This window comes from Qipengyuania citrea (assembly GCF_009828015.1).
Taxonomy (GTDB): Bacteria; Pseudomonadota; Alphaproteobacteria; order Sphingomonadales; family Sphingomonadaceae; genus Qipengyuania; species Qipengyuania citrea.
On the sequence record NZ_WTYG01000002.1, the window covers coordinates 282,824 to 298,647 of the forward strand.

14 protein-coding genes are annotated in these 15,824 nt (G+C 64.4%); 6 read left to right on the forward strand and 8 right to left on the reverse strand.

The genetic code is table 11. The features are described 5' to 3' along the window. Positions 1 to 65: 65 nt before the first annotated feature. From GRI55_RS06900 to rlmN, 3 genes are read right to left on the reverse strand one after another with little or no spacing between them, the layout of a single operon-like run. Positions 66 to 713 (reverse strand): MOSC domain-containing protein, encoded by a 648-nt coding sequence (locus GRI55_RS06900; protein ID WP_160766642.1) that lies wholly within the window; start codon positions 711 to 713, stop codon positions 66 to 68. Beyond that, the gene (locus GRI55_RS06905) at positions 710 to 1,309 is read right to left on the reverse strand and encodes a class I SAM-dependent methyltransferase (protein WP_160766643.1); all 600 of its coding nucleotides are present in this window, start codon (positions 1,307 to 1,309) and stop codon (positions 710 to 712) included. The genes GRI55_RS06900 and GRI55_RS06905 overlap by 4 nt, the downstream gene beginning before the upstream one ends. Next, positions 1,306 to 2,553 (reverse strand): dual-specificity RNA methyltransferase RlmN, encoded by a 1,248-nt coding sequence (gene rlmN / locus GRI55_RS06910; RefSeq protein WP_160766644.1) that lies wholly within the window; start codon positions 2,551 to 2,553, stop codon positions 1,306 to 1,308. The genes GRI55_RS06905 and rlmN overlap by 4 nt, the downstream gene beginning before the upstream one ends. A gap of 274 nt (positions 2,554 to 2,827) precedes the next feature. Between rlmN and GRI55_RS06915 the strand changes: the two genes are divergently transcribed. Next, a complete protein-coding gene (locus tag GRI55_RS06915) occupies positions 2,828 to 3,490 on the forward strand; it encodes an outer membrane protein (RefSeq protein ID WP_050601044.1) in 663 nt (220 codons plus the stop codon). A gap of 63 nt (positions 3,491 to 3,553) precedes the next feature. Here GRI55_RS06915 and GRI55_RS06920 read toward each other — a convergent pair whose 3' ends face one another. From GRI55_RS06920 to GRI55_RS06930, 3 genes are read right to left on the reverse strand one after another with little or no spacing between them, the layout of a single operon-like run. After that, positions 3,554 to 4,090, reverse strand: a complete 537-nt coding sequence (locus GRI55_RS06920) for an invasion associated locus B family protein (RefSeq protein WP_307019481.1) — start codon at positions 4,088 to 4,090, stop codon at positions 3,554 to 3,556. 37 nt (positions 4,091 to 4,127) lie between these two features. After that, positions 4,128 to 4,631, reverse strand: coding sequence for a GreA/GreB family elongation factor (locus GRI55_RS06925; protein WP_160766645.1), 504 nt, complete (start codon positions 4,629 to 4,631; stop codon positions 4,128 to 4,130). A 23-nt stretch (positions 4,632 to 4,654) separates the two neighbouring features. Then, a complete protein-coding gene (locus tag GRI55_RS06930) occupies positions 4,655 to 6,556 on the reverse strand; it encodes a lytic transglycosylase domain-containing protein (protein WP_160766646.1) in 1,902 nt (633 codons plus the stop codon). Between the two features lie 138 nt (positions 6,557 to 6,694). On the opposite strand from GRI55_RS06930, the gene dapA reads away from it, so the two are divergent. Continuing rightward, a complete protein-coding gene (gene dapA, locus GRI55_RS06935) occupies positions 6,695 to 7,576 on the forward strand; it encodes a 4-hydroxy-tetrahydrodipicolinate synthase (RefSeq protein WP_050601047.1) in 882 nt (293 codons plus the stop codon). Here the strand turns inward: dapA and GRI55_RS06940 are convergent. After that, positions 7,573 to 8,646 (reverse strand): succinylglutamate desuccinylase/aspartoacylase family protein, encoded by a 1,074-nt coding sequence (locus tag GRI55_RS06940; protein WP_160766647.1) that lies wholly within the window; start codon positions 8,644 to 8,646, stop codon positions 7,573 to 7,575. The genes dapA and GRI55_RS06940 overlap by 4 nt on opposite strands. A 187-nt stretch (positions 8,647 to 8,833) precedes the next feature. Then, entirely contained in the window at positions 8,834 to 10,783 is a 1,950-nt protein-coding gene (locus GRI55_RS06945; protein WP_160766648.1) for an alpha/beta hydrolase family protein, read from the reverse strand. A 110-nt stretch (positions 10,784 to 10,893) separates the two neighbouring features. Between GRI55_RS06945 and smpB the strand changes: the two genes are divergently transcribed. The 4 genes from smpB (at position 10,894) to recA (ending at position 15,762) form a co-directional block, all read left to right on the forward strand. Beyond that, positions 10,894 to 11,376, forward strand: a complete 483-nt coding sequence (smpB, locus tag GRI55_RS06950; protein ID WP_050601050.1) for an SsrA-binding protein SmpB — start codon at positions 10,894 to 10,896, stop codon at positions 11,374 to 11,376. A 129-nt stretch (positions 11,377 to 11,505) separates the two neighbouring features. After that, positions 11,506 to 12,114 carry a DUF2062 domain-containing protein gene (locus GRI55_RS06955; RefSeq protein ID WP_050601323.1) on the forward strand — a complete coding sequence of 203 codons (609 nt, stop codon included), beginning with the start codon at positions 11,506 to 11,508 and terminating at the stop codon, positions 12,112 to 12,114. Next, positions 12,111 to 14,585: a hybrid sensor histidine kinase/response regulator gene (locus GRI55_RS06960; protein ID WP_160767041.1), complete on the forward strand. Its 2,475-nt coding sequence runs from the start codon at positions 12,111 to 12,113 to the stop codon at positions 14,583 to 14,585. Before GRI55_RS06955 ends, GRI55_RS06960 begins: the two co-directional genes overlap by 4 nt. A 112-nt stretch (positions 14,586 to 14,697) precedes the next feature. Continuing rightward, positions 14,698 to 15,762: a recombinase RecA gene (recA, locus tag GRI55_RS06965; protein WP_050601052.1), complete on the forward strand. Its 1,065-nt coding sequence runs from the start codon at positions 14,698 to 14,700 to the stop codon at positions 15,760 to 15,762. Positions 15,763 to 15,824: the final 62 nt, after the last annotated feature.

Consider the following 15,824-nt stretch of genomic DNA (forward strand, 5'->3'; position numbering starts at 1 on the left):
TGTGATGAACGGGACGCCGAACTGGGAATAACGCGACAGACCGTGCAATATCTCGCGATAAAGCGTTAGGTTTGGAGCCGTGCGCGCGCCTCGCCGCGCAGTTCATCGCTCAAACGGGGGAGCGCAGCCAGCTGTTCGCATTCCTTGCGCGTGGCCTTGTGCGCCGGATCGTAGAACTTGGCGAACACATGCGCGACGTTCCACACCGCATGTCCGATTTCGACGCGTTCGAGCGTATCGCCGGCCTGCGCCGCGCCTTCTTCGATCACCCGGTAATACCAGCCGCAATTGTGCTGCTTGACGATGCGCGCGACCATGCCCTTGCGGCCGAAATGATGTTCGATCTTCCAGCACGGTTTGCGCGGCTGGCTCACTTCCAGCAGCGCGCTGCCCAGCCGGAAACGGTCGCCGATATGGACCGCGTCCTCGGTCAGACCCTCCGCAACGATGTTCTCGCCAAATGCCGCGGGGCGCGAAAGCAGGTCGTGCCCGCCCAGCCACGCATCCCATTCGGCATAGTGGTCGCGCGGGTAATGGTGCACCGCCATGTCCGGCCCGCCATGATGTTCGGTATCGGCCACCATGTCGCCTGCGAGGCCGAAACTGCGGATCGCGACGGTTCCTGCCAGTGGACGCTTGTCGATCGCGCTCATCTCGGCGCCGTTGAAGGGCTGGGGCTGTCCAGCACACAGCGCGGTGACATCGATTTTCATGCAGGCTCCTTGCGCAGGGTGAAGGCCGCCCAGTCGCGCTGGACGCCGTCGGCACCCTTGCCGCGATAGCAAACCATGTCGACGATCGCGAACCCCGCCACGCGATAGGCGCTCTCGAGCCATGGCTCGCCGGGCAAATTGGTCAGCCGCCCCAGCGGATCGCGGCCTTCGCCCGTTCCGAGCTTGTAATTGGCGAAATGCCAGCCACCGGGACGGAGCGCATCATGGATGGCGGCCAGCACCGCGGGCAGGTCCGTGCGCGCGACATGCAACAGGCAGGCATGCGCCCAGACCGCGTCATAGGCATCCACCGCATCGAGCTCGTCGAAGCGCATCGCCCGCGCACCCACGGCGAAGCGTTCATTGGCCTTGCGCACCATTGCGGGCGTGCCATCGGTCGCATCGAGATCGAAGCCGCGCTCGGCGATCCGGGCGGAATCCCGTCCTGCGCCGCAACCCAGTTCGAGCACGCGCGCTCCGGGTTCGAGCCGGTCGAGAAAGCCATCCAGGTGGTGGCTCGGCGCCTGGCCGAAGCTGAAAGTATAATACGCCGCGTTCGCCTGGTAATAGGCGATCGTCGCGGCGTCGGCGCTCATCCCGCGGCGACCTCTGCCGCAGCGGCTTCGCGATCGCGCTGGGCGCGGCTTTTCTTTTCCGCCGCGGTCTTGAGCTGGCCGCAGGCGGCATCGATGTCGCGCCCGCGCGGGGTTCGCACCGGTGCGCTGATGCCGTGATCGAAGACGATTTCGGAGAAGCGCTTCACCCGCTCGGGCGTCGAGCATTCATAGGGCGCGCCGGGCCACGGATTGAACGGGATCAGATTGACCTTCGCGGGCAGCTTGTAATGCTTGATCAGCCGGACAAGCTCATGCGCATCCTCGTCGGAATCGTTCTTGTCGCGCAGCATGACGTATTCGAAGGTGATCCGCCGGGCGTTGCTTGCGCCGGGATAGGCGGCGCAGGCCTCGAGCAGTTCCTCGATACCGTATTTGCGGTTGATCGGCACGATCTCGTCGCGCACTTCCTTGGTCACCGCATGGAGCGAGACCGCGAGGTTCACGCCGATCTCCTCGCCGCAGCGCTGCATTGCGGGGACGACCCCGCTGGTCGACAGCGTGATCCGGCGCTTCGACAGCGCCAGCCCGGCGCCGTCCATCACCAGCTTGAGCGCGCCTTTCACATTGTCGAAATTGTAGAGCGGCTCGCCCATTCCCATCATCACGATGTTGGTCAGCAGGCGGCCATCCGACCGGTATTCGCTGCGGTCCTCCTCGGTATCGAGACCCGCCATCGACCCCTTGGGCCATTCGCCCAGAGCGTCGCGGGCAAGCAGCACCTGACCGACGATTTCGCCCGGCGTCAGGTTGCGCACCAGCTTCATCGTACCGGTGTGGCAGAAGGTGCAGTTGAGCGTGCAGCCCACTTGGCTGGATACGCATAGCGTGCCGCGGTCCGCATCGGGAATGAAGACCATCTCGAATTCATGGCCGTCGGGGGTCTTGAGCAACCACTTGCGCGTACCGTCGGACGAATGCTGCGCTTCGACCACCTCGGGGCGGCCGATGTAGAAGCGCTCGGCGAGCCACGGGCGCATCGTCTTGGCGATATCGGTCATCGCCTCGAAGTCGGTCACGCCGCGATGATAGAGCCAGTGGAACACCTGCTTGGCGCGCAGCTTGGCCTGCTTGGCATCGAGCCCGGCCTCGGCAAACAGCGCGGTGATCTGGTCCTTCGGCAAGCCGATCAGATCGACGCGGCCGTCGGGGCGGGGCGTAATTTCACGCGCCACGGGAACCGGGTCAACCTGCCCGGGGATGCTCATGAGTGTCGTATCGGCCATGGGAGCGGCGCATATAGGGACAATCGGCGCGAAAGCAAAGCACAGCGCGAGGCACTGCGCTTTCGCTGCCGACGATCACACAGGCGAGGGGGGAGCGCGCGGAGCATGCGACACATTCCGTTCATCGCGCATCAATCACAACTGATCGCGCAACATGTGTTCAAAATGCCACAACTTCGTGTTGTGTGAGGTTAATGAAACTCTTTCGGGTTCCGCGCCGTTTCCCCGGTCCACGCAGCGCAAAAGCTGCGGGTCAATCAAACGGAGTTCGCACATGAACAAGATTTCCACTCTGCTCGTTGCCGGTTCGCTGGTCGCCTTCTCGGCACCTGCAATGGCTCAGGACACCGGCAGCTTCGATGGCTTCCGTATCCAGGGCGTCGCCGGTTATGACGCGCTGAAGGCAGGCAGCAGCGTCGATGACGACGCCAATGCGGACAACGATCAGTCGATCGACGGCCTCGTATACGGCGTCCAGGTCGGTTACGATTACGATCTCGGCAATGCGGTCATCGGCCTCGAGGCCGAACTGACCGATTCCACCGCCAAGACCGAATTCGTGAACGGCGATTTCGAAGGCTTCGGCTTCGGCCAGGTCGAAGCGGGCCGTGACCTGTTCCTTGGCGCGCGCGCCGGTGCAAAGGTCGGACCGGACCTGCTGCTCTACGCCAAGGGCGGTTACACCAACGCCAAGCTCAACATCCTCGCGAATGATGGCACGACCGAATATAACGAGGACTTCGATCTCGACGGCTGGCGTGCCGGTGCGGGTCTCGAATATGCGATCAACCCGCGCACCTTCATGAATGTCGAATATCGCTATTCGAACTACAGCGAAGGCGAAGTCGATTTTGACGGCGACCTGGCCGACAGCGACCGTTTCGACGTCGATCTCGACCGCCACCAGATCATGGCCGGTCTCGGCGTTCGCTTCTAAGCGCGCCCGACCGATCCGATCGAGGGCCGGGGAGCGCGTCATGCGCTTCCCGGTCTTTTCGTATCAGCGGCGCGCGCAGGCGAGCGTGGCGGCATCCATCGCAGTGGCCGCCCCGGCCAGCGAATAGGTGTTCGAGAACCGCCGTCCGCGCGTGTCGGTGGCGCGGATTACCATCCGGTCTGCCGAACGCATGGCCGCGACGATCGCCGCATCCATCGTGCGGTCCCTCGCCCAGGCATCGCCGCCGCCGCCGGTCAGTTCGAAACGCTTGCCGCCGATCGACACGGTGATCGAGGAATCGCGTCGCAGTTTGCGTGAAAGCCGGAAATGGACCTGCCCGCGAAGGCCGCGCCGCGGCCAGGTGCCGATGGTGGCGAAGGGTTCGAAATCGCGTTGCAGCCTGCTGGCCGCGGGCATGGCGATGGCATAGCAGCGCGGCACGGCGGCATCGCGGAACGCGCCCCAGTCGGAAAATACGCCCAGGCTGTCCTTCGCGGACAGGGGCGTCGTCAGCGCCAGCCCAGCAATCATGGCGAACAGGACGGCGCGAAGCCGCAACGGCTTCGAAGAAGGGCAGGTCTGGAACAGCGTTCGGCGCATGGTTAGCGCCAGCCTTATGGCGCTGCGCGTGATCAAGCTAGGCCCCGGCATGTTCGCGGGCTAGCGGATAGGAAATCGCCACGATCTCCCATTCCTTCACCCCACCGGGCAGCCGGACACTGCGCAGATCTCCGATCGCTGCACCCTTGAGCGCGCGCGCGAGCGGGGACGACCAGCCGATCCGGCCCGTGCCGGCATCCTGTTCGTCGTCGCCCACCAGCGTCACGATGCGTTCCACGTCATCTTCGTCGGCCAGCGTAATCGTGGCGCCGAAAAAGGCGCGCGAGGTGTCCGGCTGGTCGGCGGGATCGATGACGCGGGCGGCCTTGAGCCGCCGCGCGAGATGCGCCAGTTCGCGATCGATTTCGCGCATACGCTTGCGGCCGTAGAGGTAATCGCCGTTTTCGCTGCGATCGCCATTGCCCGCCGCCCAGCTGACGATCTCCACGATTTCGGGTCGCTCGGTGCCAAGCAAATGGTCGTAGCGCGCCTTCATCGCGGCATAGCCGGCGGGCGTGACGGGATTGGATTTGGGCGTCATGGAGCATGCGCCCCTAGCGCAAATCAGCCTGGCAGGTAATTGCGAATATCACGTTCGTAACCCGCCGACTTGTCAGGATGCATATTGGCATAGCTGACTGCGTTCCCGATCACGCGCATGACGTAATAGCGCGTTTCGAAATTGGACGGGATCTGTTCGATCCAAGTCACCCAGTCGACTGCGCCCGTGCGCGGATCGCCGTTGAGCCGAAGCCATTCGTTCACCCGTCCGGGGCCGGCGTTGTAGGCGGCAATGGCCAGCGGATAGGCCCCGCCATAGCGGTCCATCAACCGGGCGAAATGGGCATCGCCCAGCCGGATATTGTAGCTGGGGCTCTCGGTCAGATTGGCCGACATGTAGCGCACGCCGATCTTCCCGGCTTCTTCGCGGGCCGTGCCGGGCATCAGCTGCATCATGCCGCGCGCACCGGCATGGCTTACGCGGTTGCGGTCGAACTCGCTTTCCTGGCGCGCGATCGCGTGGACCATCGTCCAATTGGCGCCTGCATGCGTTTCAACCGTCGGATAACCGATGCGTTCGAACCCTTCGAGACCGTGTTCGCCGGCGACCAGACCCGCGACGACCGCCATTTCGTTCAGTCCGGTATCGCGGGCGAGTTGCCCGACCAGCGCCATCTGCTCAGGCGTGTCGGCCTTGTCCGCGATCGCCTCGAAGAAAGCACGTTCGGTCCGCCAGTCGCGGCGATTGCGGGCGATGGCCCGTAGCGCGCCGGTGAGCGGATCGGCTTCGAACGCGGCGCGCTGGGCGCTGTCGGCTGCCGGAACCGCAGCAAAGCCGGGCATCGGCCGCCCGAGCTCGCTCAGCGCCAGCTGGCCGTAATACCAATCGGGATAGTCGGCAGCCATGGCCCAGTACCGCTGCGCGCCTTCGGTATCGCCCGCGCGCGCTGCGGCGCGGCCCGCCCAGTAAAAACCCTTCGAGCGGGTCAGCGGAGTCTTCGCGGCGGTGCCATAGCGATAGAACAGCGGCGCGGCCTGCGCGCCGTCACCCAGCGACCAGAGCGCCTTGGTGCCGCCCAGCCACATCAGGTCGGTATATTTGTCGCGCAGCGTGAAGGAGCCGTCCGAAATATCGGTGCCCGGCGCAAACACATCGTCGACCTTCGATGCAATGCTGACCGCCTGCGTCGCGCCTGCGCTCTTGGCGACCGCGAGCGCTTCGCTGATGAACTTCGTCCCGTCGAAAGCGGGCGTGGTGAAGGCGGCGCGGCTGGCGAGCAGGTTGACCGCTTCATAGGGCTGGCCCGAATTTCGGTAGTGGCGCGTCAGATTGTAGACATAGCCGGCATCGCGCATCGCATCGGCGGGAAGGCGCAGACCTGCCTGCTGCGGCGTGCTGCCCTGCAGCAGCGCCAGCCGCGCCTGCGCCGTGTCGCGATAGGCGGGGGATACCCGCATGACATGGCGCGAGGCAGCCTCGTAATTGCCCTGCCACAGTAGCGCATCCATCCGGGCGTCGTGATCCTCCGGCGCGAAACGGCTGCCAAACAGGCCCTGCATGTATAGCTCCGCAGGGCCGCTCATGGTGCCGCTGCGCCAGGCTTCGCGTGCCACTTCGAGCGCTTCGGGCCGATCGAGCGAGGCCAGCGCGAGCGCGTAGCGTGCGCGGCCGCTGTTGGTGAGCGGGGCATGCCGGTCGAAGAAACCGACGAGGTCCTGCGGGGAGGGCGCTTCCTCGTCGAGTGCCGCCTCGGCGCGGCGCTGAAGCAGTTCCTGCTTGGGGAAATCGGGGTAGGAGGTGATGAACCCGGCATAGGAGGCAAAGGGCAGGTCGTCGCGCGCGGTGAGATATTCCCACTGGCCAACGGACTGGTCCATCTGACCCGGCTGCTGCGCCACGAGGCTGCTGCGACCGGCCTCCTGCGCCTGCGCGGTGGCGGGGAAGACCAGTGCGGTACCGGCCATCAGTGCGATCGAGTAAATAGTTTTTCGTCCCATGCTGGACATAGTGCCCGGCCCCTCCTTATCAGGCGCTGAATGAATTGTGGCGCACATGCGCCGAAAATCGCCTTGTTTCATACCCCTAACGCAGGACCACCGTAAATGTTCTCAGGCTCGATTCCGGCTCTGGCGACTCCTTTTCGCGACGGATCGTTCGATGAAGCCGCTTTTCGCAAGCTGGTCGACTGGCAGATCGACAACGGCAGCAAGGCGCTGGTTCCCTGCGGCACCACTGGCGAGACCTCGACGCTGTCGAATGCGGAACATCACCGCGTGGTCGAAGTGTGCATCGAACAGGCCGCCGGGCGCGTGCCGGTCATCGCCGGTTGCGGATCGAACGACACGCGCAACGCGTTGATGCACATGCAGTTTTCCAAGAAGGCCGGGGCTGCCGCGGGCCTGTGCGTTGCCCCCTATTACAATCGGCCCAGCCAGGCCGGCCTGATTGCCCATTTCAGCTATCTGGCGGAAAACAGCGATCTGCCGATCGTGCTCTACAATGTTCCCAGCCGCACGGTGACCGACATCGAGGATGAGACCGTGGTCGAACTCGTCCGCATGCACCCCGACCGGATCGTGGCGATCAAGGACGCCAGCGGCGACCTTTCGCGGGTGGCCGACCACCGCATGGGGCTGGACAGCGAGTTCTGCCAATTGTCGGGCAATGACGAACTGTGGCTGCCGCATTCGGCCGCGGGCGGCGCGGGTTGCATTTCGGTGACTGCGAATGTCGCCCCCGCGCTGTGCGCCGAGTTTCACGAGGCCATCGCCGCCAACGAACTGGCGAGAGCGCGCGAGCTCAACGACCGCCTGTTCCCGCTGCATTACGCAATGTTTTCAGACGCCAGCCCGGCGCCGGTCAAATATGCGCTCAGCCGCGTGCACGACTGGTTCTCGCCCGATGTCCGCCTGCCGCTGTGCAATGCGAGCGAGGCGAGCCGCAAGGCGGTGGACGAGGCGCTGGAAATCGCCGGGCTGGTCTAGAAGACTTCGTCCTCGTCGAGCATGGGTGCGGCGGGGAAGGGCGGATCGCTGACGGCGAGCGCCTCGACGATGCTGTCGGCATGGTCGCCTGCATGGTCGAGCGCGTCGACCGCGGCGACGTGAAACAGCGCATCGCCCTGGTTGACGATCGGGAGCGTCGCATGGCCGATGATGACCCCGTCGCTGGGGCTCACGAGGTCTTCCTGATCCTCGCCGAACAGCCCGCCGACGCTCGCCAGCAGGTCTCCCGTGCGTACGATGTCTCCCGATTTGCGGACGCGGTGCGAAACCCCGCCGCGCGGCGCGCGTACCCAGCTCGACCGGCTGGATCGTACGGGCACGTGAACTTCGGCCAGCCCATCGTCGGCATCGATCATCCCGATATGTGCCAATACGCGCAGCACGCCCGCGACGCCGGTCTCGATCGAGAAGCGGTCGAAGCGCAGCGCCTCGCCCGCTTCGAGCAGCAGCATCGGCACCTCGCGGTCTCCAGCGAGCGCGCGCATCGAACCGGGCCGTAGCGGGCTCTCGATGATGATCGGCGCGCCGAAGGCCATCGCCAGCTCGGACAGGTAGGGGCTGCCCGATGCGATGCGGATCTGGGGCAGGTTGTAGCGGTGGACCGCGGCCGAGTGGATATCGATCCCCAGCGCGCAGCGGTCGATCACATGGGTAAGGAAGCTATGCGCCAGCTGCGAGGCGAGGCTGCCGCGCTCTGCCCCCGGGAAGCTGCGGTTGAGATCGCGGCGATCGGGCAGGTACCGGCTGTGCGCGACGAAGCCGTAGATATTGACCGCAGGGGCGAAGATGATTGTCCCCGCAAGCATGTCGGGGGCAAGCCGCGTAAGCAGGCGCTGGATGATCGCCGTGCCGACGATCTCGTCGCCATGCACCGCCCCGCTGACGAAGACGCAGGGGCCGGGCCGCGAACCATGCATGACGCGCAGCGCCAGCGCCGCATCCAGCCCGGTGACCTGCTGGCTTACGGGAATGGCGACCGTCGCGCAGGTGCCCGGCATGATCGTCTTGTCGTGAAGGCGGAAGGCTTCGCCGGTATCGTCGCTGCTCATGCGCGCCCCCCGCCATGCAAAACCGGCGCAAGGCAAGAGAATTCCGCGTGCGGCGGTTTGGATTTGGGCACCGTTGCAAGCAAGGATCGCGCCGGAAAGTACCGAGATCAGCGAGCAATGCGTCGGCAGAGCGAGATGGCGCCCCGCCTGCCGACGCATATTGCTTTTGCCAGCTGCGCTGGACCCGTCAGTCGGCCGGGTTGTGCCGTTCGACGAAGCCCACGGCCGCTTCGAGCATCTGCAGCCGGGTGCTCGACAGCGACAGCCAGTGATCTTCGCCTTCCAGTCGGACGAGCTCGTAAGACTTGCCTGCGTCCTTCAGCGCATCCGCCATTTTGTCCGAGTGGCTGAAGGGTACGACCGTATCGTCTTCGCCGTGGATCAGCATGATCGGAGCATCGGCACGGTCGGCAAACCGGCGCGGGGATACTTCGTCCCAGCGATCGCGCGGGCCGAGCTGGTCGAGCAGCCGTTTCTTCGTAATCCGGTTCTGTGCCGTGCGCGTGTCTTCGTTGTACATCGCGGCAATATCGCTGACCGGGGCGACGGCAACAGCGCATTCATACAGGCCCTGCTGAAGCGTGACACCTGCAAGCGCGGCATAGCCGCCATAGCTTGCCCCGACGATGCAAGCGCGATCACGATCGACAATGCCTTTGTCCGCCAGCATGGCGAGGCCATCCGATATGTCGGTCTGCATTTTCCGGCCCCATTCGCCGTAGCCGGCCAGTTTGAAAGCGTCGTCGCGGTTGGTCGATCCGCGAAAGTTGGGCTGGAACACGGCGTAACCCCGCGACGCAAACGCCTGCGCCCACCAATCGAAGGCTTCGGAATCGGAGCTATGCGGGCCACCGTGGGGGAGCACTACCACCGGGAGGTTCGTTGCCTCACGGCCCGGCGGGACCGTGAGGACACCGTCCATTTCAAGCCCGTCCGAAGCCGTATATTCGACGGTCGATACCGCACCGACTTCATTGGGGCCGAGCTCCTTGCGTTCGTAGGCGATGGCGTCGGCTTTGCCGGATGTCAGGTCCACCACGAACCAGGTGCCACTGTCCTTGTTGCCACTGGTCCTGACGAGGACCTTCTTGAAGTCCGGCGACCAGTCGACCATCCGCATGTCGAAATCGGCAAAGGCGTTGCGAATGCCAGTCGCCGCAGACTGGAATGCGGGATCGCGGAAGACGGGCCCCTTCTTCTGGTCGAGATAGCCGATCAGATTGCCCGTGCGCTCGTCCCAATACAGGCGGTCGACGTGTTCATCCGGCAAGAACGGCGTGGCCACACCGCCTGCCAGTGGGACTTCGTACCACTGGGTGATGTTGTCTTCGTCACGCTCCGAATAGATGACCGTGGTGCCGTCATATCCGAGGCCGACGAGGCCGACGCGGCCATTTCGCTCATTGCCGCTGGCAATCGCATCACCTTGCGGACCAGCAAGTCTCCAGTCGCCGTCATCGGCACTGACATCCATCATCGCAGCGACTTCGCCGCGCGCGTCCAGCAACCAGTCGCGCGAGATGCCCTCGCGCGCGGCAGCGGCAACGCGTGTGGGTTGGTTCTCCCTGGTGTCGACGCCATAGAGGTAACGGCGGCCGTGCTTCCAGATCATGTTGGTGCTGGCAACACCGCCTGCCTTCTCCAACTCGATCGCGCCGAAATAGGCCATCCACCGATTGTCGATGAAGCGTGTGCCATAGCTACCCCAAATCGCATCCACCAAATCGCGCGAGCTGCCGAAGACGGTTTCGATCTCGCCCTTATATGTCACCGGGATCAGGCGGGCGACGTTGAATTCAGCCATGTTGGTGGTGAAGCCCCGGAGATCTTCGGTCTGGCCGGTGACGAGCAGGATCTGGTCGTCGCCGACCCAATCGAAATACCGCACCTTGGCGTCGCCGACCGCCAGGCGGCTGATCAGCTTCATGTTCGAATCGAGGAAGAACAGTTGCCGGGTTCCCTCATGCGTCAGCAGAATTGCGATATTCGCTCCGCTGGGCGAGATCGAGGCGTCTTCGACGTCCGGAAGTGCGCCGAAAGCCGCTAGCGGGACCTGTTCCTGCGCGGTTACACTCGGTGCGGAAAATGCGAGAGAAAACGCGGCGAATGCCGCCGCGAAATGCGGAAATACTTTCATACGACCCCCTGAAAACGTTCGATAATCCTGCCGAAGTGCTCAGCGCGTTTCAAGGGGCAACCTTCAAGGGCTTGGCGTTTCTCCCGCCAGCACCTACATGCGCCCACCCTATGGCACGCCCCAAACCCGCCACTTTCGACAAGCAGAAGACCGTCGCCGACAACCGGCGCGTGCGGTTCGACTATTTCGTCGAGGAAACCTTCGAGGCCGGGCTCGCGCTGCAGGGGACCGAGGTCAAGGCGCTGCGGGCGGGCGAGGCGAGCATCAAGGAAAGCTATGCCGAGGTCCGCGACGGGCAGGTGTGGCTGGTGAATGCCAATATTCCCGAATATTCGCACGGCAACCGACTGAATCACGAGCCGCGCCGGCCGCGCAAACTGCTGCTCAATGCGCGCGAGATCGAGAAGCTGTTCGGCGCGGTCGAGCGCAAGGGCATGACGCTGGTCCCGCTGTCGGTCTATTTCAACTCGACGGGCCGGGCCAAGGTCGAACTGGCCCTGGCCAAGGGCAAGCAAGCGCATGACAAGCGCCAGACAATCAAGGATCGCGACTGGAAGCGCGACAAGGCACGGTTGATGCGCGATCGTGGATGAGCGGGCCGGCGGGCCCTTTTATTGCGCGCTTGCGTTAACCACATCGACAGTGATGCCGCATTCGTCGCAAGCCCCTTCCGCCACGCCCTTGCAACCGCCAATGAGGCGGCGCATGGCAAGGGCGTGGCAATGAGCAAGCGTAGATCGAAAACGGCACTCGCGGACTGGCTCCGCCTGCGCATGCCGACGCGCGAGCAAATGGCGCGCAACAAGTACCTCCAGCCTATCGCGCACCGGTTCCTGACGCCCGAACTGTGGCGCTTTACCCGCCGCAGCGTGCCGCGCGGCGTTGCGCTGGGCGTGTTCGCCAGTTTCATCATTCCGGTCGGACAGATCTTCCTGGCCGCGTTCATGGCGCTGCCCGCGCGCGCCAACGTACCGCTGTCCACGCTGGTGACCTTCATCACCAATCCCTTCACCTTCCCGTTCTGGGCAGTGGTTGCAAACAAGCTGGGCGCGTTCCTGCTCAAGGTCGATTTGGCAGCCACCGGTGGCGCGGCGCAGGAAGAAATCACCAGCGGGCGCTGGGCCTGGTTCATCGAACTGTTCGCCGATGTCGGGGTTACCGTGCTCGTGACGATCTTCGGCTTCATCGTCCTGGCACTGGTCGGGGCGGCGCTCGGCTATCTGGTCAGCAGCGTGGTATGGCGCTTCGTCGTCGCGCACCGGCGCAAGCGCAAGCTGCGCGCGATGGCGCGGCCGGCGGCACGGTCCACGGCGGGGAAGCTGCGCGAATGATCGCCAAGGACGAGCATCCGGTATCGACCCTGCCGCCTGTGCCGCTCATGCTCGGCGTGGCGGCGGCCGCGGCCGTATCGGTGGCCCTGGTGTGGCTGAGCACGCCGGAATCGGCCGTCGCGCTCGCCTATGGCGGGGCGCTGGTCACGGTGCTGCTGATGCTGCTGGTCATCGCCCGGCTCAAGAGCCCGCCGGCCGAAGCGCAGATTGCGCAGACCGATTGGTCGATCACCAGCGCGGCAATGGAAAACCGCCGCCGCGCCATTGCAATCATCGACCGCGCCAACCGGTTGGTCTGCGCCAATTCGTCATATGAGGCGTGGTTCGAGAGCACCGCGGCGCCATACGATCTGGCGTTCGAACCGGACACGCAGGAGGCGGTAATCGCGGGAACGCGCAATGCCTGGCGCGACGGATCAGCCCGGGTCGAGGATATTCGCCTGACTGGGTCGGACGCCAGCTACGAGCTCCAGCTCGAGCGCATCGGCCGCGGCGAGGCCTATCTGCTGTGGCGTTTCTCCGAAATGCACCAGGAACGGACCTATGATGGCCTTTCCGAACAATTGTCGGGTGCGTTCGGCGAATTGATGTCGCGTGCGGGGATCGAATCCGCGCTGGTCGCGCCGAATGGCATCGTTCTGACAACGACCCCCGGACTGGCCGAACGCGCGACCGGCAGCCGCGACAATTCGCTCGCGGGGCTCGAATTCGTGCAATTGCTGCGCTCGGACGATCGCGACCGCATCTTCTTCGCGCGCGAAGGACAGCAGGGCTCGCCGCAGACGCTGATCCACATCCCGCTCGATACGCCTACCAGTCCGCGATTGAGCGATGCCGACGAAGCGCCCTCGTTGATGCTGCTGATCGACAGTTCGGTGGGTATCGGCGGGGGAACGGACAGCAATGGCAAGGCGGCGATCCCGCAGCTCGAAGCCCTGCTTTCGGCGCTGTCGCTGGGTCTCGCGCTGACCGATCGCGACGGGCGGTTTCTGTTCGCCAACAAGGCCTTCCTGCGCGCGGTCGAACGCGTCGATCGGGGGCTGCCGCAATTCCCCTCCGATCTCGTGGTGGGCGAGGACAAGGCCGCGATGGCCGATACGGTGCGCCGCTTCGCCAAGGGCGCGACCGCCAGCGGCGACATGGCGGTGCGGCTGGCCAACGACAAGGAAGAACCCGTTTCGATGGGCCTCGCCGGGGTGCGCGGTCTCGGCGATGCGGCAGTGCTGCTGTCGATCTCCGATTCCTCCGAGGAAAAGCGCCTGCGCCGGCAGGTGGCTCAAGCCACCAAGATGCAGGCGGTGGGCCAGCTGGCCGGCGGGGTCGCGCACGATTTCAACAATGTGCTGACCGCGATCATCGGCTATTGCGACCTGATGCTGCTGCGCCATACGCCGGGCGACAGCGATTACGACGACATCCAGCAGATCAAGGCCAATTCCAACCGCGCAGCCAGCCTGACGCGGCAATTGCTCGCCTTCAGCCGCCAGCAGACCCTGCGCCCGGTGGTGCTGCAGCTGCCCGACGTGGTGAGCGAGGTCAGCCAGCTGCTCAAGCGGCTGATGGGCGAGAAGATCGAGTTCTCGGTCCGCCACGACCGCGAACTGGGTTCGGTCCGCGCCGACCCGCAGCAGCTCGAACAGGTCATCATCAACCTGGCGGTGAACGCGCGCGATGCGATGCAGGCCAATGCGCTCAAGCGCGGCAAGCAGGACTGGAAGGGGCGGCTCACTCTCGCCACGCGGCGCGTGTCCGCGCGCGACGTGCGCAAGATGGGCATCGATATCATGCCCGCCGACGATTACACCGTGCTGATCGTCCAGGATACCGGCGGCGGCATACCCGAAAGCCATCTCAACAAGATCTTCGAACCCTTCTTCACCACCAAGGAACAGGGCAAGGGCACCGGGCTGGGCCTGTCGACGGTCTACGGGATCGTCAAGCAGTCGAACGGGTTCATCTTCGCCGACAATGTGCAGGGACCCGACGGCACTCCGATCGGCGCGCGTTTCACCATGTACCTGCCGGTGCACAAGGGCGAGCTGCCCGCGAACATGCGCAGCGAGGAAGTCGAGGAGCCCAAGGCGACCGAATGGTCCGCCGGGGGCAAGCTGCTGCTGGTCGAGGACGAGGACATGGTCCGCGCGGTGGCCGAACGTGCGCTGGTGCGCGCGGGCTACACCGTGACGACCGCGGCCGACGGCGAGGAGGGGCTGGCGGCGGTGGCCAATGGTGATACCGAGTTCGACATGATCGTGTCCGACGTGGTGATGCCGACGATGGACGGGCCGGCCATGGCGCGCGCAATCCGCAAGGTTAAGCCCGACATCCCGATCCTGTTCATGTCGGGCTATGCCGAAGAACAGCTGCGCAATGACATCGATATCGCGAACATGCATTTCATCCCGAAGCCGTTCAGCGTGCAGCAGATCAATGCGAAGGTTTCCGAAGTGCTCAGCGAACAGCGCGGATAGGGCTGCAGGAATTAATTTCGTTCCCTACTTGTTCTTTGAGAACAAAGCCGATACATACTGCGCCAGTTGAAGAGTCGGTAGCCGGCTCTGGCCAAGCGCAGGAGGTAGTGTCATGGCGGCAAGTCTGAAGCTCGTAGAGGACAAGAAAGTGAACGCAGACCGCCAGAAGGCATTGGACGCCGCGCTCGCACAGATCGACCGCGCATTCGGCAAGGGTTCGGCGATGAAGCTGGGCCAGAAGGAAGCCATGCAGGTGGAATCGATTTCCACCGGCTCGCTCGGGCTCGATATCGCGCTGGGCGTGGGCGGTCTGCCCAAGGGCCGCGTGATTGAGGTCTATGGTCCGGAAAGCTCGGGCAAGACCACGCTGGCGCTGCATGTCATCGCCGAAGCCCAGAAGGCGGGCGGCACGGCCGCTTTCGTCGACGCCGAACACGCGCTCGACCCCGTCTATGCCAAGAAGCTGGGCGTCGACATCGAAGAGCTGATCGTTTCGCAGCCTGACACGGGCGAACAAGCGCTCGAGATTACCGATACGCTGGTCCGCTCCAACGCGATCGACGTGCTGGTGGTGGACTCGGTCGCTGCGCTGGTCCCCCGCGCCGAGATCGAAGGCGAGATGGGTGACAGCCATGTGGGGCTGCAGGCCCGCCTGATGAGCCAGTCGCTGCGCAAGCTGACCGGGTCGATCAATCGGTCCAAGTGCATGGTGATCTTTATCAACCAGCTGCGCATGAAGATCGGCGTGATGTACGGTAACCCCGAAACCACCACCGGCGGCAATGCGCTCAAGTTCTACGCCTCGGTCCGCCTCGACATCCGGCGCACCGGCCAGATCAAGGACCGCGACGAAGTGATCGGCAATGCCACTCGTGTGAAAGTGGTCAAGAACAAGGTCGCTCCGCCGTTCAAACAGGTCGAATTCGACATCATGTATGGCGAAGGGATCTCGAAGATCGGTGAGATCCTCGACCTTGGCGTCAAGGCGGGTGTGGTCGAGAAATCGGGCAGTTGGTTCAGCTACGATAGCGTCCGCATCGGCCAGGGGCGCGAGAACGCCAAGAAGTTCCTTACCGAAAACACCGAAATGTGTGCCAAGTTGGAAGCCGCAATTCGCGGCCGCACCGACGAGGTCGCCGAAGAGATGATGACCGGTCCGGACGCGGACGAGGACTGAAGTCTCTTCAAGCGGGAGCGCGTCGGCCTTCATCCCCTGGCCGGCGTCCCAGCCGGACTGTC

Excerpts from the sequence above, each read along its gene's own strand:
- GRI55_RS06900 (WP_160766642.1), bottom strand. The coding sequence starts at position 713 with ATGAAAATCGATGTCACCGCGCTGTGTGCTGGACAGCCCCAGCCCTTC.
- GRI55_RS06905 (WP_160766643.1), bottom strand. The coding sequence starts at position 1,309 with ATGAGCGCCGACGCCGCGACGATCGCCTATTACCAGGCGAACGCGGCG.
- rlmN (WP_160766644.1), bottom strand. The coding sequence starts at position 2,553 with ATGGCCGATACGACACTCATGAGCATCCCCGGGCAGGTTGACCCGGTT.
- GRI55_RS06915 (WP_050601044.1), top strand. The coding sequence starts at position 2,828 with ATGAACAAGATTTCCACTCTGCTCGTTGCCGGTTCGCTGGTCGCCTTC.
- GRI55_RS06920 (WP_307019481.1), bottom strand. The coding sequence starts at position 4,090 with ATGCGCCGAACGCTGTTCCAGACCTGCCCTTCTTCGAAGCCGTTGCGG.
- GRI55_RS06925 (WP_160766645.1), bottom strand. The coding sequence starts at position 4,631 with ATGACGCCCAAATCCAATCCCGTCACGCCCGCCGGCTATGCCGCGATG.
- GRI55_RS06930 (WP_160766646.1), bottom strand. The coding sequence starts at position 6,556 with ATGGCCGGTACCGCACTGGTCTTCCCCGCCACCGCGCAGGCGCAGGAG.
- dapA (WP_050601047.1), top strand. The coding sequence starts at position 6,695 with ATGTTCTCAGGCTCGATTCCGGCTCTGGCGACTCCTTTTCGCGACGGA.
- GRI55_RS06940 (WP_160766647.1), bottom strand. The coding sequence starts at position 8,646 with ATGAGCAGCGACGATACCGGCGAAGCCTTCCGCCTTCACGACAAGACG.
- GRI55_RS06945 (WP_160766648.1), bottom strand. The coding sequence starts at position 10,783 with ATGAAAGTATTTCCGCATTTCGCGGCGGCATTCGCCGCGTTTTCTCTC.
- smpB (WP_050601050.1), top strand. The coding sequence starts at position 10,894 with ATGGCACGCCCCAAACCCGCCACTTTCGACAAGCAGAAGACCGTCGCC.
- GRI55_RS06955 (WP_050601323.1), top strand. The coding sequence starts at position 11,506 with ATGAGCAAGCGTAGATCGAAAACGGCACTCGCGGACTGGCTCCGCCTG.
- GRI55_RS06960 (WP_160767041.1), top strand. The coding sequence starts at position 12,111 with ATGATCGCCAAGGACGAGCATCCGGTATCGACCCTGCCGCCTGTGCCG.
- recA (WP_050601052.1), top strand. The coding sequence starts at position 14,698 with ATGGCGGCAAGTCTGAAGCTCGTAGAGGACAAGAAAGTGAACGCAGAC.